The 21,044-nt window shown below is 63.1% G+C and carries 18 protein-coding genes; 7 read left to right on the top strand and 11 right to left on the bottom strand.

Annotation, left to right across the window (positions count from 1 at the left end):
• Nucleotides 1–12: 12 nt before the first annotated feature.
• Genes BN1233_RS10255 through BN1233_RS10230 form a run of 6 tightly spaced genes read right to left on the bottom strand, consistent with a single transcriptional unit; the run spans nucleotide 13 to nucleotide 5,452 of the window.
• Nucleotides 13–735, bottom strand: coding sequence for an ABC transporter ATP-binding protein (locus BN1233_RS10255; RefSeq protein WP_048707666.1), 723 nt, complete (start codon nucleotides 733–735; stop codon nucleotides 13–15).
• A complete protein-coding gene (locus BN1233_RS10250) occupies nucleotides 732–1,460 on the bottom strand; it encodes an ABC transporter ATP-binding protein (protein WP_046863464.1) in 729 nt (242 codons plus the stop codon). The genes BN1233_RS10255 and BN1233_RS10250 overlap by 4 nt, the downstream gene beginning before the upstream one ends.
• Nucleotides 1,457–2,416, bottom strand: a complete 960-nt coding sequence (locus BN1233_RS10245) for a branched-chain amino acid ABC transporter permease (RefSeq protein WP_046863463.1) — start codon at nucleotides 2,414–2,416, stop codon at nucleotides 1,457–1,459. Before BN1233_RS10245 ends, BN1233_RS10250 begins: the two co-directional genes overlap by 4 nt.
• The gene (locus tag BN1233_RS10240) at nucleotides 2,413–3,294 is read right to left on the bottom strand and encodes a branched-chain amino acid ABC transporter permease (RefSeq protein ID WP_046863462.1); all 882 of its coding nucleotides are present in this window, start codon (nucleotides 3,292–3,294) and stop codon (nucleotides 2,413–2,415) included. The genes BN1233_RS10245 and BN1233_RS10240 overlap by 4 nt, the downstream gene beginning before the upstream one ends.
• A 27-nt stretch (nucleotides 3,295–3,321) precedes the next feature.
• On the bottom strand, nucleotides 3,322–4,653 hold the full coding sequence (locus BN1233_RS10235; protein ID WP_046863461.1) for a phenylacetate--CoA ligase family protein: 1,332 nt from the start codon (nucleotides 4,651–4,653) through the stop codon (nucleotides 3,322–3,324).
• Between the two features lie 16 nt (nucleotides 4,654–4,669).
• Nucleotides 4,670–5,452: a citryl-CoA lyase gene (locus BN1233_RS10230; protein WP_046863460.1), complete on the bottom strand. Its 783-nt coding sequence runs from the start codon at nucleotides 5,450–5,452 to the stop codon at nucleotides 4,670–4,672.
• Nucleotides 5,453–5,655: 203 nt separating this feature from the next.
• Here BN1233_RS10230 and BN1233_RS10225 point away from each other — a divergent pair, with 203 nt between their 5' ends.
• Entirely contained in the window at nucleotides 5,656–6,375 is a 720-nt protein-coding gene (locus tag BN1233_RS10225) for a GntR family transcriptional regulator (protein ID WP_046863459.1), read from the top strand.
• 82 nt (nucleotides 6,376–6,457) lie between these two features.
• Here BN1233_RS10225 and BN1233_RS10220 read toward each other — a convergent pair whose 3' ends face one another.
• Nucleotides 6,458–6,949 (bottom strand): flavodoxin family protein, encoded by a 492-nt coding sequence (locus tag BN1233_RS10220; RefSeq protein WP_046863887.1) that lies wholly within the window; start codon nucleotides 6,947–6,949, stop codon nucleotides 6,458–6,460.
• A 385-nt stretch (nucleotides 6,950–7,334) separates the two neighbouring features.
• Here BN1233_RS10220 and BN1233_RS10215 point away from each other — a divergent pair, with 385 nt between their 5' ends.
• Nucleotides 7,335–7,976, top strand: a complete 642-nt coding sequence (locus BN1233_RS10215) for a glutathione S-transferase family protein (protein WP_046863458.1) — start codon at nucleotides 7,335–7,337, stop codon at nucleotides 7,974–7,976.
• A gap of 123 nt (nucleotides 7,977–8,099) precedes the next feature.
• Nucleotides 8,100–9,080, top strand: a complete 981-nt coding sequence (locus BN1233_RS10210) for a quinone oxidoreductase family protein (RefSeq protein WP_046863457.1) — start codon at nucleotides 8,100–8,102, stop codon at nucleotides 9,078–9,080.
• Nucleotides 9,081–9,117: 37 nt separating this feature from the next.
• Here BN1233_RS10210 and BN1233_RS10205 read toward each other — a convergent pair whose 3' ends face one another.
• Together BN1233_RS10205 and BN1233_RS44580 are read right to left on the bottom strand one after the other, a co-directional pair.
• Nucleotides 9,118–9,513 (bottom strand): hypothetical protein, encoded by a 396-nt coding sequence (locus BN1233_RS10205; RefSeq protein WP_046863456.1) that lies wholly within the window; start codon nucleotides 9,511–9,513, stop codon nucleotides 9,118–9,120.
• An 891-nt stretch (nucleotides 9,514–10,404) separates the two neighbouring features.
• On the bottom strand, nucleotides 10,405–10,662 hold the full coding sequence (locus BN1233_RS44580; protein WP_147707117.1) for a GcrA family cell cycle regulator: 258 nt from the start codon (nucleotides 10,660–10,662) through the stop codon (nucleotides 10,405–10,407).
• Nucleotides 10,663–11,396: 734 nt separating this feature from the next.
• Here BN1233_RS44580 and BN1233_RS10190 point away from each other — a divergent pair.
• Nucleotides 11,397–12,749, top strand: a complete 1,353-nt coding sequence (locus tag BN1233_RS10190) for a DUF763 domain-containing protein (RefSeq protein ID WP_082145343.1) — start codon at nucleotides 11,397–11,399, stop codon at nucleotides 12,747–12,749.
• Between the two features lie 39 nt (nucleotides 12,750–12,788).
• Here BN1233_RS10190 and BN1233_RS10185 read toward each other — a convergent pair whose 3' ends face one another.
• The gene (locus BN1233_RS10185; RefSeq protein ID WP_046863885.1) at nucleotides 12,789–13,535 is read right to left on the bottom strand and encodes a phosphodiester glycosidase family protein; all 747 of its coding nucleotides are present in this window, start codon (nucleotides 13,533–13,535) and stop codon (nucleotides 12,789–12,791) included.
• Between the two features lie 711 nt (nucleotides 13,536–14,246).
• Between BN1233_RS10185 and BN1233_RS46760 the strand changes: the two genes are divergently transcribed.
• From BN1233_RS46760 to BN1233_RS42735, 3 genes are all read left to right on the top strand, one after another.
• Entirely contained in the window at nucleotides 14,247–14,747 is a 501-nt protein-coding gene (locus tag BN1233_RS46760; RefSeq protein ID WP_147707115.1) for a hypothetical protein, read from the top strand.
• Nucleotides 14,748–15,368: 621 nt separating this feature from the next.
• The gene (locus BN1233_RS10180; protein ID WP_048707663.1) at nucleotides 15,369–17,972 is read left to right on the top strand and encodes a DUF2235 domain-containing protein; all 2,604 of its coding nucleotides are present in this window, start codon (nucleotides 15,369–15,371) and stop codon (nucleotides 17,970–17,972) included.
• A gap of 313 nt (nucleotides 17,973–18,285) precedes the next feature.
• Nucleotides 18,286–18,816, top strand: a complete 531-nt coding sequence (locus tag BN1233_RS42735; RefSeq protein WP_052763748.1) for a PRC-barrel domain-containing protein — start codon at nucleotides 18,286–18,288, stop codon at nucleotides 18,814–18,816.
• Nucleotides 18,817–19,021: 205 nt separating this feature from the next.
• Here BN1233_RS42735 and BN1233_RS10170 read toward each other — a convergent pair whose 3' ends face one another.
• A complete protein-coding gene (locus BN1233_RS10170; RefSeq protein ID WP_048707659.1) occupies nucleotides 19,022–20,695 on the bottom strand; it encodes a chloride channel protein in 1,674 nt (557 codons plus the stop codon).
• Nucleotides 20,696–21,044 lie beyond the last annotated feature (349 nt).

Here is a 21,044-nt window from a genome sequence, read left to right as displayed (position 1 = left end):
GCCCGGAGCGGTTCACATGCCCAGATACGCAACTCTCAGCCGCTCGTTGTGACGCACCTCCGCGATAGGCCCGGCCAGCGCCACGTGGCCTTCATCGAGGACCAGACAGGTATCTGCTATGCTCATTGCAGCCGCAAAATTCTGCTCTGCCATGACAATCGCACAGCCGCTCGTGGCCTTGATCCGCCCAAGTGCCTCAAAGAGCTCCTCGACGAGCTTGGGAGCGAGCCCGGCAGAAGGCTCATCGAGCACGAGAACCTTCGGCTCGATCATCAGCCCACGTGCGACCGCCAGCATCTGGCGCTGCCCTCCGCTCATCGAGCCGGCTAGTTGCCCAAGACGCTCGCGCAGAATGGGAAAGAGATCGAAGACGAGCTCGAAGAGGCGCTGGCGCTCGGCGTGTGCACCGCGCGGCCGAAGCGCTTCGAAAGCGCCGCGGAGATTCTCCTCTACGGTGGCATTGCTGAAGCAGCGTGCACCGTCGGGTACGAAGGCAAGCCCCGATCGCGCGAGTTCCCAGGCCGATAGCCCCGAGAGATCCCGGCCATCGAGCCTGATCGTTCGTTGAACCGCATCGGCACTCCCTACCAAGGCCCGCAGGGAGGTCGTCTTTCCGGCTCCATTCGGTCCAAGGAGAACGAGGAGTTCACCGCCGGAGACCTCGAATTCGAGGTGTGGGAGAACCACTAGATCGCCGTAGCCGGCCATCTCGATCCGAGCCTGGAATTTGTTCACAGGGTGAAGCCCTTTCCCAGATAGGCCTCGCGGACGCCGGGATCAGTCAGGACCTGCCGTGGGGATCCTTGCGCGAGGAGACGTCCTTGATTCAGGACGATTGCATGGCCGCAGAGCCGGGCAATGATGCGCATCACGTGCTCGATCACCACCACTGTTACGCCCGATGAATTAATCTCCCGGACCAGTCCCATCACCTGGTTGGCGTCTTCCAGACTGAGTCCGGCCATCGACTCGTCCAAGAGAAGAACGTTCGGCCGACAGGCGAGCGCACGAGCAATCTCGACGCGCCGAAGATCCGAGACCGAGAGGCGGCCGCAGGGGGTGCTGACAGGCGGTCGCAACCCGCAATAGCGGGCCACATCTGCTGCGGTCCGGAGCCCCCCGGGCAGCGCACGATCAGACCTGGCGTAGAGCAATGGGACCGAGATCACCTCTCCGATCGTCAACTCCTTCGGCACCTTCGGGACCTGGTAGGTTCGCGCCAGCCCGCGATGCACGATCTGGTCCGAACGCATCCCGGTGATGGGCTCGCTATGGAGGAGGATCCTGCCCCGTGAGGGTGGGATCTGGCCGGAGACCATATTGACGAAAGTGCTTTTGCCCGAGCCATTCGGTCCGATCAGCGCAGTGATCGTGTTTCCTGGCACGACGAGGGTGACGTCATCGATGGCTCTCAAACCTCCAAAGGCCACCGTGCACCCGTCGATGTGCAGCGCCGTCATGATACGAGCCTCGGTTTGGCCGAGGATGGTTCGGGCACCGCACGGCGTTTTAGCGACTGGGCAAATCCCACGAGGCCTTTTGGCATGCCGACGATGAACAGGATGATCACGGCACCATATACGACTTGGTAGCCAACCCCTCCGACGAAATGACGGGCCACTTCTTCCAGGGCCCGCAGCACGACCGCGCCGATGATCGGCCCCAGCGTCGTATCCATGCCGCCCAAGACGGTCACGGCCAGAGGAAGCACGTTCCAGTTTATGGTGAATACATCCTCGGGAATCACGTAGCCATAGAGGCCGCAATAACAGGCGCCCGCGAGACCAGCGATCATGCCCGAGACCGCGAAGGCCAGGATCTTGAGCCTTGTCACCGGCACGCCCGAAGCCGCTGCGAGATCGGGATTGTTCCGGATCATGAAGAACGCCGGCCGAAATCGTGATCCGAGAAATACGTCACTGACAACCGCGGCTGCGACGAGGCACGCCGTGATGAACAGGAGTTGAAGCGAGGGCGATCCCCCTGCGATGACAGGCGGCATGATGCCAGTCGAACCACCCGTCAGGCCCGGCGTCACGAGAATCAAGACCTGAATGGACAGGCTGAAGGACAGAGTTGCGATCGTGAAATAGAGGCGTCGCAGCCGCAAGGTCACGGCACCGAGGAGAATGGCCACCGCTCCGCAGAGCAGAATGCCCGCCACCCAGCCGAGCACGGATCCCAGGATCGGCGTCAGCAGCGCCGACCCGTAGCCGCCGATTCCAAAGAACGCTGCGTGCCCGAGCGAGACCTGTCCCGTACGGGACAGGATATCCCAGGCGAGAGCAAGAATGGCCGAAATCGCGACGCCGATCGCAACCTGCACCAGAAAGGGCCGGTCCGAGACCGCGATCAGCGCCAATGGTGCCGCGATCGCGATGTAGAGACCTATTCTGGCGGCAGATCGTGCAATCATGCGTGCACCTGTTTTCCGAAGAGACCGCTCGGGCGCACGATCAGGACGATCAGCAGGATCAGGAATGCGACGCCGAAGCCCCAACTCCCTCCCTGCGGGACGAAGGTGCTGGTCAGCCCCTCCGCAAGCGCAAGGATCGCGGCGCCGATCAGCGCGCCCGGGATGTTGCCCAAGCCACCGAGCGCAATGATTGCGAAGGCGCGGATGACGAGGTCGATTCCGACCGTCGGCTGCACATAGAGAATGAGTGCGACGAGCCCGCCCGAGATCCCGGCTGCGACGCCACCGATGACAAACGATAGTTCGAATACCCGGTCGACATTGATGCCGGCATGCGTGGCAAGTTCAGGATCGTCGCTGGCGAACCGCATCTGTGTGCCGTAGCGGGTGTAGTTCTTGATCCCCAGCATCGCCAGGAAGAGAAGAAGGCCGACCAGCGCCACGACGATGTTGTTGCCCGGAATTGTCACCTCGCCGAGTTGCAGTGAGGGAAGCAGGGGAGCAGCCTGCATGACCCGCGGATCGGGCGACCACAAGATCACCGCGATGTTCAGAAGCAGGATCGAGAGGCCAAGGGTAGCAAGCAATTGATTGTGCTCGTCTTCCTTGAGCACACGCGCCAGGAAGGCACGATAGACCAGCATCGAAAACAGGCCGAGCGCGATGCCGGATGCAGCCATGCCGAGCCAGGGCGACACTCCGTAACGGGTATGGAGCCAATAGGTGAGGAAAGCGCCCAGCATCACGAACTCGCCATGGGCGAAGTTGATGATACGGGTAACCCCGACCGTCAGGGTCAAACCGGCAGCTACCGCGGCGTAGAGACCGGCGATCGTGAGAGAGAGCAGGACGGCCTGTGCAACCGAGGCGGCAGTCATCGCTGCTCCCCAATCGTGGGAGACGGCTCAGTCACCGAGCGCCTCCTTGGCTTCGGAGAAGTCCAGCAGCTTCGACTTGTATTCGCTGCGCGGCAGCGTTCCGGGCGGAACCAAGTGGACGGCAGTGGTGACCACCAGGGTCGCTCGAATGTCGTTCTCGATCCGATTGCGAAGGTCGTCCGAGGGGGCAGCGTCTTCTGCGAGTTCAACCACGACCTTCAGCGGCGGAGATTGCTTGACCCCTTTCGCGGACGGCCGCACGGATACGACACCGCCGACGGCAGGCGCAAAACGGTTGACCACTTCGCGTATGGCTGACGGGAACACGTTCACGCCCCGCACGATGAGCATGTCGTCGGTTCGCCCGATGCAGCGGACGCGGGGTGCGGTTCGGCCGCAACGGCAGGGCTCGGTCCAGATCACGACGTGATCACGGGTGCGGAAGCGCAGCAACGGCGCGCCACGGTGCCTCAAATGGGTCAGCACAAGCTCACCTCTGGCGCCATTGCTGATCGGCACCTGCTCGCCCGTATCCGGATCGATGAGCTCGAAATGAACGAACCCGCGTCCGGAAAAGTGCATTCCCTGCTGCTCTTCGCACTCGCCCCACAGCGAGACGGAGATGTCACCGATGCCCATGGCCTCGGTAACCTGCGCATTCCATGCATCTTCGAGTTTCTCGCGCATAGCCGGTTCGCCCCCGCCGGGCTCGCCAGCCACCATGATGCGCTCGAAACTGCTGTCCTGCAGATTGAGGCCGCGTGCCTGTCCGATCTCGGCGAGGTGCAAGGCGTAGGACGGCGTGCATGCCATCACCTGCGGCTTCAACAGCTTGATGGCAGCAAGCAGCCGCTCGGTGTTGCCCGTGCCTACCGGGATATGACAGAGGCCGAGCCTCGGAAAGGCATCGAGTGCCGCGCCTGCAACGAAGGGCCCTGCATTGTAGGTCGTGACGATCCGCTGGCGGGGAACGAGCCCGGATGCACCATAGCTTCGGCAGGAAGTCCGGATCCAGTTGTCAAGATCACCCGCCGTCAGCGGGATATAGCTGGGAATCCCGGTGGTGCCGCTGGTCGAGAAGATCCGAACGACGTCGTCAAGCGGAGCTGCCAGGTGACTGCCGATCGGATCTGCCTCGCTCCGGCTCCGGCGGAGCTCGTCCTTCTCGGTGAGCGGCAAATTCCCAATCTCATCGAGGCCGCCGACGGACTCGGGTGTTTCGAACCCACTTGCCTTTAGCTTCTCGCAGAAGAAGCGTGACTGGGCAAAGAGGTAACGGATCTGCTCGCGGTAGAGCGGGTCGTCATGCCGGCGCTGCTCTGACCAGGGCAGTGTCTCGATCTCGGGCTCGTAAAGCATCGTGCTGATCTTTCGCTCAACCGGCAGGGTCGTAGGCGATGGCTTCCTCGGCGTAGTGGGCGAGGAGGAAGCCCAGCGGGCGTCTTTGCTCCTCGGCGAGATGGCCCAGGATGCCGGCCGTGCGGGCAAGGATCGGAACGGCCTTGATCATCGTGGGTGGAAAATCCAGGTCCATGAGCACGGCTGCTATCGGACCCGAGACGTTGAGGGGCAACGGCTTGCCCCATGCCGTCGCTACGGCCGGGCGCAGCCTCTTCAGCAGATCGACGTGACGTCCAGCCACGCCCCGTTCTTCCGCGAGAGCCAGAATGCGCTCAGCCCGGGGATCCACGGGATGGTGGATGGGGTGGCCGAAGCCCGGCATTTTCCCGCCCTGGCGCCGGGTCGTGCCGGCTATATCGGCGATAACCTGATCGGGATCCTCGCCCGCCTCGACGCGGGCCGCAGCCTCGGCGAGGACCTTGGCACAGAGTTCCGCGGTGCCCAGAACCACCGTCCCGCAGCCCAGGATACCTGCGGCGACCGCTCCCTGGAGGCTGTCTGGCGCTGCCGCGAGCGTCATCCGTGCGGCTTGAGCCGTCGGCGTGAGTCCATGCTCCGCAATGGCGATCAGCAGCAGATCGAGGAAGAACCGCTGGTCTTCGGTAGGCTTCTTGCCGGTCACGAGGAAGAAGAAGAAGTCGGTGAAACCGTAATGCCCCATGATCTCCTGGGTGAGATCTCTGCCGCGGATCTCGATCCTGTGAGGATCGGACGTGCACATCCCGCTTACTGCCGGACCAGGTTTCCCAATCAACATGGTACTTCTCCACTCATGCGCCGCGGACGGTGAGCAGAGGGAACCCAGCGCGGCAGGCGCGCGTCAGCCGAGCGAGAGCGGGCTGAAAGGCGTTTCCTCATTGTCGCGGTCTGTGGCGCTTGCCAGTTATTATTGTAGGACAATATAAGCCGACAATGAGTTGTCAACGGGTGTCATGACGATACGCAAACAGGCTCGCATCCATGCCCTCGCTTAACGAGTCACTGCACAGCCGTCCGTCGGTGTCGCAGGTGGTCGATAGCGGACCGGCGCGGGGAGGAACGGTCGACTACGTGCTGGAACATCTCCGCAGCGGTGTTCTTCAAGGCCGTTATGCTCCCGGCCAGCGCTTGATCGAGGCCGATCTCACTCGTGATCTCGGGGTGAGTCGTGGACCCTTACGAGAGGCCTTTCGCCGTCTGTCGGCCGAAGGCCTGCTCGAGATTGTTCCGAATCGGGGCGCGCTGGTCCGGCGCCTTTCGCTGCGGGAAATGCGAGAGCTATTTCAGATTCGTATCGGACTCGAAACACTCGCAGCGCGTCTTGCCGCGGAGGCTATGGCGGATCCGGACATGCGATCGCGCTTTATGGAGAATGTCCAGCCAATCTGGCAGGATGGCCCCCGCGCCCCCGGACCCGACTATCTCGAGGAGAACCATCACTTTCATGACGCGATGGTTGCGGCAAGTGGCAACGAGCAGTTGCTGCGATTGACGCGCCAGCTGCGGCTTCCGCTGCTCATGTATCAACTGGTCGGGACCCTCAGGGCTGAGAACATTGCGGCATCCTTGGAAGAGCATCGTGCCATCGCGCGAGCGATTCTCAACGAGGACGGCTGCAAGGCAGAAGAGCTGGTGAGGGCGCACCTACTGCGCGCGCTACGCATCACGGAAGCTATGCCCCCAAGGGTGTTTGGACGCTGATCGGCACCGAGCGGCAACAATCACATCGAGATATTGGTGGTAGATGCACTCCCGCCTGTAATTTCTCAGTTGTCCAGACCGATCAGAAGATACCCATCGCCAGACCAGTGGCGAGCGCTGCCCCGAGTTCCTCGCAGCGGGCAAGGTCATCAGGGGAGATCACCTTCGGGGCGAAGATCGCTTCCGGGGTTTGGGCGTGAGTGCACACGATGATCGGCTCGGCGATGGTCCGCAGGCGCCAGCCGGTTGCAATCCGCTCGATCTGCCGCGCCGCATTCTGGCCGTCGCTGCCAGCACAGACCAGAATAGCGTAGGGCCGGCCGTTGAGCCGCTCCAGGACCGGGTAATAGGTCCGGTCGAAGAAGTCTTTCATCAGACCGGCCATGGCTGCCAGGCACTCCGGTGTCGCGAAGATGTAGCCGTCCGCTGCGAGCACGTCCGCGGGCTGAGCCTTCACGGCCAGCAGGAGCCGCACTTGCACGTCCGATTGGGCCTGCCCTCCCCGAGCCGCCGCCTCGGCCATCTGGCGCGTGCCTCCCGTCAGGGAATGATACACGAGCAGGAGGGTCTTCATCGCAAAGCCATCGTGATTCTGTTGCTCGGGCGAACCTTCCAAGCGGTGCTGATGAACTGACGCATCCAAACTACTCCCTGCCAATTGCCAAATCCCACAAGTCCGAACAATGCGGATTCCGGCCCAACTGAGCAAAGGCGCACGTGTTTACCGCCAAGGCCCCGGTGGTCGACTGGCGACATTGCGGTCGCAATTGCCCTTTCCGTGCTGCGCAGTCGGAACTTGATCGAGCCCGAGACAGACAAGTGCGAGCCCAGGCGCTCGAACCTCCGATGCCGAGGGCTGAACCAGGAGCCGGAAAGAGTGTTTGCACTCTCGTCGATTTCGGATGGCCGCCCGGCGCAACCTGTGACAAGTCAGGATTCCCTTTGGCAGGAGATGACCTGTGATCGATCTCTATACATGGACGACTCCGAACGGGCGGAAGGCCTCGATCCTCCTCGAGGAGCTGGGGTTGCCCTACACGGCTCACGCCATCGACATCACCAAGGACGAGCAATTCCAGCCCGGTTTCCTGGCCATCAGCCCGAACAACAAGATCCCGGCTATCGTGGATCATGAAACTGGGATCAGCCTAATGGAATCCGGGGCGATCATGCTCTACCTCGCCGACAAGACTGGACAGCTGCTCCCGCGTGAGGGCGAGCCCCGCTATCGCGTGATCGAATGGCTGATGTGGCAAATGGGCGGGGTCGGCCCGATGCTGGGCCAGGTCCATCACTTTGCCCGCTTCAACAAAGGGGCCGCACCCTACGCGGAGGAGCGGTTCCTGAAGGAGGCGCAGCGCCTCTACGGCGTTCTTGATCGCCGGCTCGCCGACCGTGAGTTCGTAGCCGACACGTATTCCATTGCCGACATCGCGATCTGGCCGTGGATCTCCCGGTTCGAGTGGCAGACGATCGATCTCGATGACTTTCCAAACGTGAGGCGTTGGTACGAGGTGATTGCACATCGGCCGGCTGTTCAGCGGGGCTATCATGTCCCGAAGAAGGTTGGGGACATTCCTATGCCGGAACCGCGCACGTGACGAAAACCCAGATGGACCGGATCACCGGCGATCGATAAGTGAGCAGTATCTCGCTTCTCCTGACACGCGACATCCTTCGGGCGCTCGTGACAGGACATTGGTGATGATGAAGGGGAGGGCGGTATGAAGGCGGCTGTGGTGACTGATGGCGGGCTCGAGGTGAGGGAGGTTCCGGCGCCCAGCCCGAAGGCCAACGAGATCCTCGTGAGGGTTCGCGCCGCCTCGCTCAACCGCGCGGATCTCGCCGTTGCGGCCGGTCATCAACATGGCGCGATCGGCGGCCCTGGTACCACCCCGGGTCTCGAATGGGCCGGTGAGATTGCTGAAGTCGGAGCCGAGGTACAGGGGCTGCGCCCGGGAGACCGAGTGATGTGTTCCGGAAGCAGCGGCTACGCGGAATACGCAGTGACCGACTATGGGCGCGCCGCGCCGATTCCGGCGGGCATGTCCTTCGAGACCGCAACCACACTGCCCATCGCGTTGCAGACGATGCACGATGCAATCGTCACCAATGCACGCCTGCAGCCCGGCGAAAGCATCCTGATCCAGGGGGCCAGCTCCGGTGTCGGGCTGATGGGACTGCAGATCGCCAGGCGGTGCGGCGCGGCCATCGTGATCGGGACCTCGACCAATCCGGATCGGCGCGCTCGTCTTTCCGAGTTCGGAGCAACCCTCGCGCTCGACACCGGGGATCCGAGCTGGACCGATCAGGTGCGCGAGGCAACGGGCGGCAGGGGCGTGGACGTCATCATCGACCAAGTCTCCGCCCCTGTTGCGAACGCCAACATGAGAGCGGCGGCAGTCCTGGGGCGCATCGTCAATGTCGGGCGCCTTGGCGGGGTCAAGGGCGAGTTCGACTACGACCTGCATGCTCTCAAGCGTATCAGCTACATCGGCGTGACGTTTCGGACACGTTCGATCGAGGAGGTGCGGGAGATCAACCGCAAGATGCGTGCCGATCTCTGGGAGGAGGTGACGTCTGGGGAACTGCGCGTTCCGATCGACCGCACGTTCCCGCTCGACAAGGTCACGGAGGCGCTCGCCTACATGCGGGCGAACCAGCACTTCGGGAAAATCCTTCTCATCCCCGGGCAGGGCTCCTGAGCAGCGACGAGCTGGCTTGTGTTACCGTTTCGCGAACCTACGTCGGCTGCATTGACGACCGCTGCAAGCCGATCTGTTGGAGCGCTGCATACATCAAGGCACAACCAGCCTGAGCGAGGACAAGCGCCAGGCCTGGCCGCGTTGCGCTCGGCAGGTGGGCAACGACGAGAATACTGGCCAGAGCCCAAACGATGTTGAAGCCGATCACCGCTCGAACGTGAGCGCGCGACACGCTCTGGCGAAGCGCTAGCGTCCCGAGCACAAGGCCCAAGCTCAAGTGGGTAACACCCGCGATGATGAGCAGAGGCGAAGGCAGCCCAAGTTGACGAGTCAGCAGGCCGGCTGCGAGCATCATGAAGAGGCTCAGGCCGATGTTCGTGGTCGCGTTCGACAGGAGCCCTTGGCGGAGATAGGGAGACGGATGGAACGGCATGTCGCTCTCCCAAAGGATTGGAGAACTTCCGCCCGACAGTCGAGCGGGATCTGATGATCAGGCGTGAGCTGGCCGATTGAGGGTCGGCATTCTGAGTTTCTGTCCTGGAGACCCTGGGAGTCGTTCGGGCAAGTCGAGGACATCAGTCAGCCGTTTGGCTCCCGCGTAAGCTGGGAAACCCGTTGCGCCGCTGGCGAGCGCCTCAGCCAAGAAGGCGTCGCGAGGGAGTGGGATCGGTTGGATCGCCGTCATGAGGAAATCTCCTGGTTTCGGCCTGTTCAAAAGATGATGGGATAATTGTCTGCTGTCGATTACGCGGCAGGTAATTGGGTGCACTCGAACAATCGCTTTTGGTTCGACCATACCTTTCGGCACTCCCCTGTAGTCGTCACAGGCGCCGGCGAGACAATTTGCGATTTAGCGGCAATCTGCGAGTGGCTCGATGTATCGACGAGCGGTCGTGTTATGACCTGGAAAGTCAGTCGCGTCGGTGGCGCGTGCTGACGAACCACGTTCTCGCACAAGGCACGTGGGAGTTGGCCATTCCGATGCAGTACGCGTCGTTGCTTCGGCCCGAGGCAGCTCACTGATTCATCTAGGTCGATGATCGTTGAGCCAAGATTCACTCGGGCCACCATTCCGGTGCGTCCCGGCTGAGTGGATTGCCAAGTCATCATTCGCTAGTGGCGTGTCGCCTGCGCATCCGAGCCGCAGCGGATGCATGTCACCGTCCTTCAGCACATTGGTCATCGGGCCGAACGGTTGAACTCCTGCCGCTCGCTCTCGCTGCCAGCGGGCCGGTCCTCGTTTGCAGCAAGAGCGAGCCTCTCCTGTGACACCTGTCGCCCGATTCTGCTCTACCTCCTGACGCTCGGGCCGAGTGCCTTATGATCAGCGTGCGTGGCTCTTTGGCCGAGGTTTTCTCTGGGGCCGCCGGCTCCCTGGCTTCGAAGTCGATATCCGCGTCCGTCTGGAAGCCGCGCGTTTGCTGCCGTGCTTTCCGGTGAGTCCCAGGCGGTGAGCCTTTCCAATCACTGCATTTCGGGTGATGCCCCCACCGAGCCGCTCGGCAATCGTGCGGGCGGTCTCACCAGAGACCCAGAGAGACTTCAGCAGTTCCATTCGTGGCTCATCCCACTCAAAGCTCATGCTGAACTCCTGAACTGATGCGCATCCGAACAGACTTAGCATTCAATCTGCCCACGCGGCCTGGATCCAACCCTTGCTGTCAGACGGCAGGGATTGGACCCGGTCAGGGCGTCTAGGACGTCGATCACCGACCAGAAACCTGGTACGCCAGACTCGATGAGGCGTACCGAGATCCATACCAAAAATACCCACAAAAACGTCGACGGCGCCCAGCAGCATCGTCACAGCTTCAACGCGGAGATTTCCTCCGGCCGTTTGTGGCGGGCTTCTTTGAGGATCGAGGCTTGGCCTTGGGGCCCGTCTTCGGCTTCGTCATCGCAGTCAGCATGGCTTTCTGCTGACGATGCGTCTCTGCCATCCAGAAGCCCCGGGCAGCACCAGCCCAGGTGTTCGCTGCACTCAGCCACAGGCTCATCCAAGGGTTCTTTGTCATCTCTGTTCCCGCAAAGCGGGCCAACGCCCCTCCGTGAGCAGCGTTCCGACAGCCCATGGTCCAGCGTCTCGTGACCGATCCATGGCTGAAAGCCTTTAATCTCCCTCAGCAGGTATCTTGTGCACTCTGCGAGTGGCAGGCCGAAATGCTTCGCCACCTGCCCGGGGCTGAGTGGATCAGCAGCGATCCTGGTGATAGCCCGCCCCGCAGGCGATGTAAGGGCGGCAGATGGGAGCCCTGGACCCTGGGCATCCTGCTGATCGCGCGTTATGCGGTGAGCCAAAGTAAGGATGTCTGGTCGATGGCTCAACGGGCGGGAAGCGCGGATCTGCCGCTGCACGGCGGCTATGTCCCGAAATGGCTTGCGGACCGGATGACACGGTTGGGCGCCGTGATCAGCGAATCCATCGTGCATCACTATGGCCAGGATGAGTTCCTGCGGCGATTGGCGCACCCGTTCTGGTTCCAGTCCTTCGGAGCCGTCATGGGTATGGACTGGCATTTCTCCGGCATCACCACGAGCGTCATCGGTGCGCTGAAACGCGGACTGACGCCACTGTCCCACGAACTCGGCATCCACGTCTGCGGCGGGCGCGGCAAGCAGTCCCGGCAGACACCGAACGAGCTGATCGCAATCGGCGAGCGGGTCGGGATCGACGGGCCAGGGCTCGCCGGTGCCAGCCGGCTGGTCGCCAAGGTCGACAGCGCTGCCGTGCAGGACGGGTTCGATCTTTATCTGCATGGCTTCATCGTCACGAATAATGGCAAGTGGGTCGTCGTGCAGCAGGGTATGAACGGAGATCGCAGGCAGGCACGGCGCTATCACTGGCTCTCCGAAGGTCTGAAGAGCTTCGTGGACGAGCCTCATGCCGCCATCGAGGGGCCCGAGCAGGGCGAGATCGTCAATCTCACGGATCACCGGGCACATACGTCGCGCCAGAAGCAGATCGAGGTGCTGGGGTCTCTCGGTCCGGACGGGATCGCCCGCAAGCTGCTGGCGCTCCGAGCCAGTGATGGGGAGCGCGCAGGAACCGAGCAACCATTGCTGCCCCACCTTGTCATGCCGGCTCACCACGATGTCCGCCCGAGCGATGTGGTAGTGCGCCGGCTGCATGGGACCCTTGCCGCGGCAGCCGATCGGGGACCCTCGGATTACGCGGATCTGCTCCTCACGCCCGGGGTGGGCGCGCGCACCGTCCAGGCTTTGGCCATGGTAGCCGAGGTCGTTCATGGCGCACCCTACCGCTTCAGTGATCCCGCGCGCTTCTCGTTCGCCCACGGCGGGAAGGACCGGCACCCCTTCCCGGTGCCGTTGCGCGTCTACGACCAGACCATCCAGGTGCTGAAATCGGCAGTCCAGAAGGCGAAGCTCGGACGCGATGAGGAGCTATCCGCTCTCAAGCGCCTCGACGAGCAAGCCCGACTCCTGGAGCACCAGGCCTTCGGGCCAACCGTTGAGGAACTGATTGCTGAAGAGCGGGAGAAATCGCATTCCCTCGGAGGGCGGAGCGTGTTCGGGGATGAGCCACCTGCCGCCCTCTCGGATGCCGATGCCTATCGGATCGCACAGGGAAAGCGACAGGCCTCGGAGGAGACGACGCCAACCCAGCCCGAGCTGATTCCTGGTCGTCGGCAGCCCGAGAGAGTTGGATGAATTCGAGGCAGGGCGAGCGTTCAGCAAAGCTCCATCCCGTCAGCGATAGGGGAGGGCACCGATAATGGGGCCCATGGGCAGCAAGCCATCCGCCCGCCCGAGCTCCGGGGCATAGAGGCTCGAAACGCTCCCATCCAGAAACAGGGCGTTCGCACAGCCTAGTTCCTCTTTGAACAGGCGCGCGAACTCGGCGAACGTGACGGGCTCATCCGAGATGGCAAATACGGCCGTGTGCTTGTCCCGAATGCCAACGCCGTTGCGGATTTTTCGCGAGGTTCCGTTCCTGGAGAATTTCGGGTGGATGCGGCCGTTGATCACCAGCATCGGGCCGGATTGCGTGGCGTAATCGGCCCTCGGCCGCTGCTCGAGATAGCGACTGGTTTCGAGAACGCCTGCTGTCCGGCCTGAGACGAAGAACACGCCATTCGGCTTCAGGTGGAAGTTGCCGGGACCATTGGCCGTGTTGGCCTTCTGGATCTCACGGCCATTCTCCACGTAGAGGCCGACTGGCGACCGGTCTTCGTGGTACATGCCGGCATTCATCGCGAACACGAGCCTCGATCCTTCTGGCGAAGAACGGAGACGATTGAACGGGCCGAGTACCTCGCCGTCGGCCCCCTTCCAGAAGAGGCGGATTGCGTAGCGTCTGAGATCGATGGTGCAAACCGTATAGGAGCGGTTCTCGGCCTGTCGGGGAACACAGATGTCCTGCGCCGACACAGGACCGGCCCAGATCGCCAGGCCGAATGCCAGCCCGGACCAGATCCGCTTCCATTGGCAGAACATTGCTCCTCCAGTCATAAGTGCGCCGGTGTCGCGTCCCGGACGAGATATGGATGCCTCATTTCCGATGGGCAGACCTCCGGAACGATGAGACATGCGAGCGACGTGCAGAGGTTCGATCCGCTGGCAAGGATGTCGAGCCGGGGCAACGTGTTGGACCAATTCTTTCTCCGCACGACGCATGCTGTCGGTCCGGGACTCAGCGAATGCGCGTTCCCGCATGCTCGATCGAGAGAGAAGACTGTCAGCTTGCGGCTGCGATCGTCCATGTGCCGAATCGATAACCCGAAACCTTGCGCACGACTCGATTTGAACCCTGTCGGTCCTGCGTTCTGCCACGACCTCCGCCGGCTCCGTCTCCGATCTCGTGATCTCCGTCGTACCGTCCGAACGGCAACTCATCCGAGCAGGATCGACCAGCCGATGAGCGTTCCCTTCACCAATTGAATTGAATCTTGAAAACTTATCCGTGCCCTGCACGTCCTTGCCGCCACCGGACGGCTTTCTCGGTGAGAGCCAGGACCGCCACTCACGGCTGACAATCGTCACCCGGTTCGGGAGGTTCGGGAGAAATGCTCGGCGGCGCTCCTGGACGGAGATCAGCTCGCTTCGCCGTGCCTTGGCGAGTGCGTAGCGAACCGTCCGCTCGCTGACGCCGGCCCGGCTCGCGATCTCCGGGACTGTCATCTCGCAGGCTCTCGAGCGGCGCACGTCATGAGCGATGACGCTCATGGCAGCGCGCTCCGCTTCGGAGAACAGGGCGGCGACCTGCGGCGGCATGGCCCCGCTCGATACCGTCTTGCGGCGACGGGTCAGGGCACCGGTATCGGCCCGTGGCATGGATGGCTGCTGTCGAGCAGGGAGAATGCTCCTGGTCAGGGCCGGCAGGTCATTCGTGCCCGGCACCCTCGGCTCGAGCTTGATGTGCCGTGCAATCCGGTGAGCTTTTGCTGCGATTCCCTGTTGGGCTTGGGCCCAGGCGCGTCGTCTGTTTCGCCGCTCGTGGGCGGCCTCGCAGATGGCCTGAAGCTGCTCGTCAGTAATCAGGGCCTGTCCCCAGGCCGAATAGACCCGTTTTTGAACAAACTCATCCAGCGCCGGAATCGGGCATTGCCCGACGGCGTCCAACAGCTGCGCGAACACGAACGCACCTTCCTCGTAGGTGCCGCGTCAGGACAAACAGAACCGTTGCGAGAAACGGGGTTTCTCGCTTGACGCAGTCTGTCGGGCATGGGAGGAAGGGGTTGCGACACACCGGTCCTCTCAGGGCCAACAGAACATCGGCCTCCCAAGTTGGCGCTTGGGGGGCCGTTGTCGTTTTGGGTTACTTATCCGGAAGCAGGCACGTTTTCTCCTCGACACCGATTCTCGTGAACCGAACTGGAGGCGAGAGACTCACCACGCGCCTGAATGAGTCAAGGCAACGGGACAGGAGGTTTTCAGGAAAGCTTACACGCCGCCGAGACAAGCCTGAGGATAACCTCGTGGGTGCCATGACGATACTCTGAAGCACCAAGTCGATACTTCGCTATACTGGAGAGGGCAGAGTCTGGGGCTCCGCCCCGGTATCGTGAGTCGCTGGCCGACGGCAAGGTCACGGAAGTGTAAAAGATCTCTGAATGCCCATCAGAGTTCGGTTGCCATGGGCTGGCGGAGCGTACTTGCCATCTGCGCGACGGATCCGGTGAGTCGCGGCCAAGCCCCTGCCGAAGACCGGCGCGTGCAGTGTTGATCCTCACGCCCCAGCACCGTACCGAGGTGTAGGCTGAGCATCCGTCGGCCGATTCAGAGCGCAAGTACCGCTGGATTGCCGTGGGACGCCGTACGGGGACCTCCGTGGACAAGCGTGAGCGCATCAGGAAGATCGTCATCCTGGCGGATGGAACCGGCAATGCGTTCCGGAACCGGGAGTCAAACATCTGGCGGCTGTATACCGCCCTCGATCTGAAGGATCCGGACCAGGTTGCGGTTTACATCCAAGGCGTGGGGACCTCCGGATTCAGGCCTTTTGCCGTGCTCGATGCAGCAACGGGCATCGGCGTGCCGTCGAACGTCCGAAAGCTGTATCGCTTCCTGTGCTGGAACTGGCACCCGGAGGCCAAGGTCTACATGTTCGGCTTCAGCCGCGGCGCCTTCACGATTCGCACACTGATCGGCCTGATCGCGAGCCAAGGACTCGTCCCCACGCAGATTGATGGAGCCCCGGTCTCGCGTGCAGAGATGAAGCGCAACGCCAGGGCGGCCTGGCGGGCATACCGCGCCAAGCAGGTGACCTGGCGCAACAGCTTCCCGACGATCCTGATCGCCCGTGCGATTCGCGACGCCATTCTGGCGATCGCTCGATTCATCTCCGGCCACAGGAGCTATGCTTCGGTCCGGGCAGCCATGGACGCCCCCCGGCGGACTGTCCGCATCAGGTTCGCCGGTCTCTTCGATACGGTCGAGGCCTACGGTGTCCCGGTCGAGGAGATGCGGTGGGCAATCGACCGGGTGATCTGGCCAATATCGTTCCGCAACCGGGTCCTCAGCGACAGGGTGGATTTCGCCCGGCACGCCCTCGCCTTGGATGACGAACGCACGACGTTCCATCCCGTTCGGTTCGACATGACGGCTGAGTTGCCTCGGGCCGGAGAAGCGCGCATCCAGGAGGTCTGGTTCGCGGGCGTTCACTCCGACGTCGGCGGTGGATATCCGGATGACGGGCTATCTTACCTGCCCTTGACGTGGATGATCGACGAGATTGCTGCAACCGCAGCCGGGCCGGACAGCGGGTTGCGTTTCCTGCCGGGCACGGCGGATGCCTTCCGTGCGCAGGCCTCACCGCTCGCACCGATCCACGATTCGCGGACGGGCCTTGCCGTGTTTTACCGCTACGATCCGAGGCCTGTCCGATCGGGCGTCGAGAGCGGCGGCCCGCCCGTCATCCACCATTCGGTTGCCGAGAAGATGGTGTTCGGCACCGGCAACTACGCGCCCCTGACACTCCCGGAGAGCGTCCATGTTCTGATGCCGGACGGCAGTAGATATCCGATCGCGGGCTTCGAGGCCGAAGCGTATCGGAAAAGCGCGCCTCCGGCGCCGGGAGGTCCGGCCGCCGAGGCCCAGGCGATCGAGGCTGTCCGGCAACTGAATGCACCGGACAACGCCTTCGTCGAACTGACACGCGACCTCATCTGGTGGCGGAGAGCAGGGTACTTTGCCCTGCTCGCAGGAGGTCTCGTCCTCATCGCGCTTCCGGTGACCGCGCCGTGGTTGAGTGATGGCATCGCCACCGCTCTACGCGGCCTCGCTTCCATAGTCGGACTCGAGGACCTTGCGGCCCTGGCTCAGAGAAAGCTGGACGATGCCCGCGATGGACTCAGCTCGAACCTCAACGACCTGTCCACGATGTTCGGCGGCCTGATTCCAAGCTATGCGAAGGGGTGGGTCGGAGCCCTCGTGGCCCAGCCGGTCGCCTCGTTCGCGATCATCGTCGCGGTGATCAGCCTTTATCGCCTGAACAGCAACCTTCGCGACCGTATTGCCGACAGTGCCTGGTGCGCCTGGTTCTTCAGGAAGCGGCCGCATCTGGAGACATCCGGGCAGGACCACGGGCGAGCGCCGGCAGAGCCGGGTCCCTTCGACACCTTGGCCCGCCGGCTGAGGAAGTCGCAGCTGGCGGGGCTTCTGCACTATCTGACATCGCGCATCATCGTGCCGGCGGCGACGCTCATTGTGCTCGTCGGATTCGCGGCGGTTCTCGTTGGTCGCACGGTAGTCAGCTATCGATCGGGCACGGGCGGTGTGTGCCCGGAAACCGCGCCGGAGAACCTCCTGCGCCATCCCAAGGAGGGCGTCGCGAACCTCGCGGAGGGGTTCCGCACCAGCAATCCCTGCTGGGGCACCGGGATCTACCTCGTCAAGGGACGCCTCTACACGGTCTGGGTCGAAATGGCCGAACCGTATCTCGACGGTCCAAAGGTCGCCGATATCATGGGCTTCCGGGACAACTCCCTGCGCTACCTTGCCGGGCTGCCGCTCCGCCGCTGGTGGACAGCCGACTGGTTCCAGCCGATCGCGCGGATCGGCAACCGGGGCGACGTGGAGTGGGCGCTACAGGCGAGCGATGGCGCCACGGCCCCGGAACTGGCCGGCGACGCCGAACTTCCGTGGCAGGCTACTTCCTCGCTCTGCGAGGGGACACCCGCCCCGGACCCTACCCTGATCCGGGACATTCAGACGCGCAAGGCCATCCGGAGGAGCTTCGTATCCCAGTTCCAGGCGGCCGCGACCGGGGAACTCTTCCTCTACCTCAACGACGCGATCACGGCGGTCCCATTCGGACCGCTCGTCACATGCTTCTACGGGAATAACGGTGGCGGGGCGAAGGTCACGGTCGAGCTGATGCCCGGCCCGCAACCGCCGGCGCCCGAGCCGTATGATTTCTCCCAGAATCGCTGATCGGTCCGAGAGGTCGCGGCACCGTCAGAGCGCAGCACGCTTGCTCATCTCGGCTGATCACCACGCCCTGCATTGCCATCCGGCGCTGCAGCCAAAGGCGAGCATTGCTTCGAATCGGCCATATCGGCGCCCCTTTGCCGGTCAGACTCATCGGGTGAGACCTCGTTTGCAGCGAAGCAGTGATCTACATCGGGACCTTCACGCTGAGACCATTCCCGCCATCGATTGGCTCTTGGTGTAAAGGGCCGAAATGGACCGTGGAGCGGAGGAGGCATTCGCGGTCGAGATGCAACGAACTGAAGGAGAAGCCGCCATGAAGCGGAGAATCGCTTTGGGCGTGGCCCTACTGGCCGGAAACATCGCGGATTCGCACCTGTCCTTGGCCCATGCCCAGACACCACCCGCCCAAACGCCTGCATCGAGTGCAACCGCAACACCGGAAACATCAGAACCGTCCGGACCAGGGACCACGAATGCCGTCGTCGCTCCGAGCGCGACTCCTCCGGCAGCGCCCAGCCCGGCTCAGCCCACATGGCAGCTGAGCGTCGTGTCTCTCAATGGCATGAAAATCCTGACTGCCGACGGCAAGGAGATCGGCAGCGGCACGGTCATGGAAAACACCTCCGAGGCGAAGCAATTTCTCATCGTGAGACAAGGCGGCTTTCTGGGGTTCGGGGCCAAAGAGATCGCCGTTCCTCTCGAGGATATCGTCGTTCAGAACGACAGGATCGTGCTGCGCGACTTGAACGAGGCCCAGATCGCGGACATTCCTGAGTTCCGCGATGATGGGAACGCATTCCGTGAACTCGATAAGGAGCAGCGGGTTACGGTGAAGGTTCGATAGCGGAGTGACCTGGATGCTGGAGCGGTTCGCTGGCAGCCGAGCGCCAAGAACATGGGCAGGGCGTCGCTCCGACGCGGGGAGAGCATCGGGAGTGCACGCGCGAACTCGCAGAATGGGCTCCCTCCAGGTTCGTACTTATCCCGTTAGACGTGGTCTTCGGCCTGTCTTAACTCGCGCCCGTCCACGCCGGACTGATCCGGGCTCGTCAGCTCGCGCCGCTCACCCCAAGGTCCTCCCGCCGTTGCGCATCAAGCACGGTCGACGCGAGTGCAAAGGCGTCCCGCGCCCGGACGCAGCCAACCAGCGTATGGCTGTCGGCCGGGTCAATGACGGCGAGCGTCGGGCGGTCGTCGTTCTGGAACACGTCAAGAACATCGGCCAGGGAGCTTAGTGAAGTGATCGGAGGGGTGGTCTCATAGACCAGCTCTGCAGCCACGATCGGAAGGCGCGCTTCCTCCGTCTCGACCGCCTCGACCAGGCGAGGGTCGATAAGGCCCACGAAGGCGCCGTCGAGGCCGTAGACGGCCGTGCCCCTCCCGCCGGCGGTCGACGTCGCCCGCAGCACGTCATCGAGGTCCGCCGTGACAGCTATCGACCGCTTGGGCGGCTTGATGATCTCGGAGATGGCCGTCGCACGCAGGCGCGACACGTCGTGTCCGCCTTCGATGGCGAGCCCGCGCTGCTGGAACCGCCATGTCGCGAAGGAATAACCGAACAGGCGATCGGTCAGGAACGAGGCCGTAAGCGCCGCAATCGCGACGACGACCGTCGCCTCGTAGTCGCCGGTCGTCTCCAGGACCAGAAAGATCATCGCAAGCGGGCTGCCGATCACGCTGGCGGCAACTGACGCCATGCCAATCACGGCGCAAAGCTCGATTTGGACCTGCGGGGCCCCAGGCACGGCATCAAGCGTCCATGCGATCACCTGCCCGAGAAGCGCCCCCATCAACAGCGAGGCGCTGAACAGACCGCCGCGGAAGCCCGCGCCGAGGCTCGCCGCAGAGCCAAGCGCCTTGGCCCCCAGCAATCCAAGTGCATGCCGCCCGGCAATGTCCCCATTGACGGCATGCTCGACGGCAGCATGGCCGCTGCCCAGGACGGCGGGGAAACGGACGGACAGGAGCGTGAGCAGAAGACCTGCCGTGATCCGGCGCAGGATCTCATCGGCGAACAGACCTTTGAGAACCCGCTCGAGCGCCGTGACGAGAAGCATGATGGCGATGCCGGCGAGTGCCGCCACGGCCCCGATCAGCACGGCAACCGAGTAGTCGGACCAGACTGGGCTGCCACGCAGCACGAGGTTGAACGGCTTCGCGGGTCCGATGAGCAGCCAGATTGTGAGGACAGCCGAGATGGCAGCGAGCCCGATCGGCGCCAGGGCGCGCTTGGAGTAGCTCCCCAGGACGATCTCGAATGCGTAGAACATGCCGGCGATCGGCGCCCGGTAGGCCGCTGCGATCGCCGCTGCCGCGCCGGCCCCGACCAGAAGCCGGAGGTCGGAGCGCGGCTTCTTGAGCCTGCGGCCCAGTCTGCTCGCCAGAACGGCCCCGAGCTGAGTGACAGCCGCCTCGATTCCGACCGAGGCCCCGAACGACACGGAAGCCAGGATCGGGAGGACGACGGCAACTGCGTCGTACCAGCTCATGGTCCCGCCATTCAGGGCATTGGCTTCCACTGCGTCGAGGGGATCCCTGGTCTTCCAGCGAGAGATCATCTCGGAGAGGACGGTCACGAGCACCGCGGCGCAGCACAGGGCAAGCGCGATTCGCAGAGCGGAAGCACGGTCCGGCAGGGCGATCCGTTGCTCCGCTGCGAAACCGAGAGTCGCACGCTGCGCGAAGACCACGAATTGCTGCACCGCTGCCACGCCAACGCCCACCGCAGCTCCAAGTAAGATGGAGAGAACGACAAGACGAAAGGACCCTCTGGGCTTCCGCAGCTTCGGAGCCGAAGAGAGCCGGGATCCGAGGCTCATGAGAACCCTCTGGCTGCGGGGAGGAACACTTGTTTCAACGACCTCAAGGTATGACGGGCGACGCTTGGGTATCTCGAGACGTGAGGCAGGCCCGTTTGGGTGCGTGAGGGAGTCGGTGCATTCGGGCTGTCGAGTACATGCCGGCTGCTTCGCTCAGGATAACGTAATCGACTTCCGGAGGATCGCCGTCCCTGCGACGCCCACCCGCAGCTGGCAGGTTCCTTGCGCCAACGCCGCTCGCAGTCTTCAGATT

Origin of the sequence: Microvirga massiliensis (genome assembly GCF_001006805.1) — a bacterium.
GTDB classification, from domain to species: domain Bacteria; phylum Pseudomonadota; class Alphaproteobacteria; order Rhizobiales; family Beijerinckiaceae; genus Microvirga; species Microvirga massiliensis.
The sequence above is the reverse complement of the archived record's forward strand: the minus strand, read 5'-3'. Positions and strand labels throughout refer to the sequence as shown.

Excerpts from the sequence above, each read along its gene's own strand:
- BN1233_RS42735 (WP_052763748.1), top strand. The coding sequence starts at position 18,286 with ATGAAGCGGAGAATCGCTTTGGGCGTGGCCCTACTGGCCGGAAACATC.
- BN1233_RS10240 (WP_046863462.1), bottom strand. The coding sequence starts at position 3,294 with ATGACTGCCGCCTCGGTTGCACAGGCCGTCCTGCTCTCTCTCACGATC.
- BN1233_RS10190 (WP_082145343.1), top strand. The coding sequence starts at position 11,397 with ATGGCTCAACGGGCGGGAAGCGCGGATCTGCCGCTGCACGGCGGCTAT.
- BN1233_RS10185 (WP_046863885.1), bottom strand. The coding sequence starts at position 13,535 with ATGTTCTGCCAATGGAAGCGGATCTGGTCCGGGCTGGCATTCGGCCTG.
- BN1233_RS10230 (WP_046863460.1), bottom strand. The coding sequence starts at position 5,452 with ATGTTGATTGGGAAACCTGGTCCGGCAGTAAGCGGGATGTGCACGTCC.
- BN1233_RS10225 (WP_046863459.1), top strand. The coding sequence starts at position 5,656 with ATGCCCTCGCTTAACGAGTCACTGCACAGCCGTCCGTCGGTGTCGCAG.
- BN1233_RS46760 (WP_147707115.1), top strand. The coding sequence starts at position 14,247 with ATGAGCGATGACGCTCATGGCAGCGCGCTCCGCTTCGGAGAACAGGGC.
- BN1233_RS44580 (WP_147707117.1), bottom strand. The coding sequence starts at position 10,662 with ATGAGCTTTGAGTGGGATGAGCCACGAATGGAACTGCTGAAGTCTCTC.
- BN1233_RS10205 (WP_046863456.1), bottom strand. The coding sequence starts at position 9,513 with ATGCCGTTCCATCCGTCTCCCTATCTCCGCCAAGGGCTCCTGTCGAAC.
- BN1233_RS10235 (WP_046863461.1), bottom strand. The coding sequence starts at position 4,653 with ATGCTTTACGAGCCCGAGATCGAGACACTGCCCTGGTCAGAGCAGCGC.
- BN1233_RS10250 (WP_046863464.1), bottom strand. The coding sequence starts at position 1,460 with ATGACGGCGCTGCACATCGACGGGTGCACGGTGGCCTTTGGAGGTTTG.
- BN1233_RS10245 (WP_046863463.1), bottom strand. The coding sequence starts at position 2,416 with ATGATTGCACGATCTGCCGCCAGAATAGGTCTCTACATCGCGATCGCG.
- BN1233_RS10210 (WP_046863457.1), top strand. The coding sequence starts at position 8,100 with ATGAAGGCGGCTGTGGTGACTGATGGCGGGCTCGAGGTGAGGGAGGTT.
- BN1233_RS10220 (WP_046863887.1), bottom strand. The coding sequence starts at position 6,949 with ATGAAGACCCTCCTGCTCGTGTATCATTCCCTGACGGGAGGCACGCGC.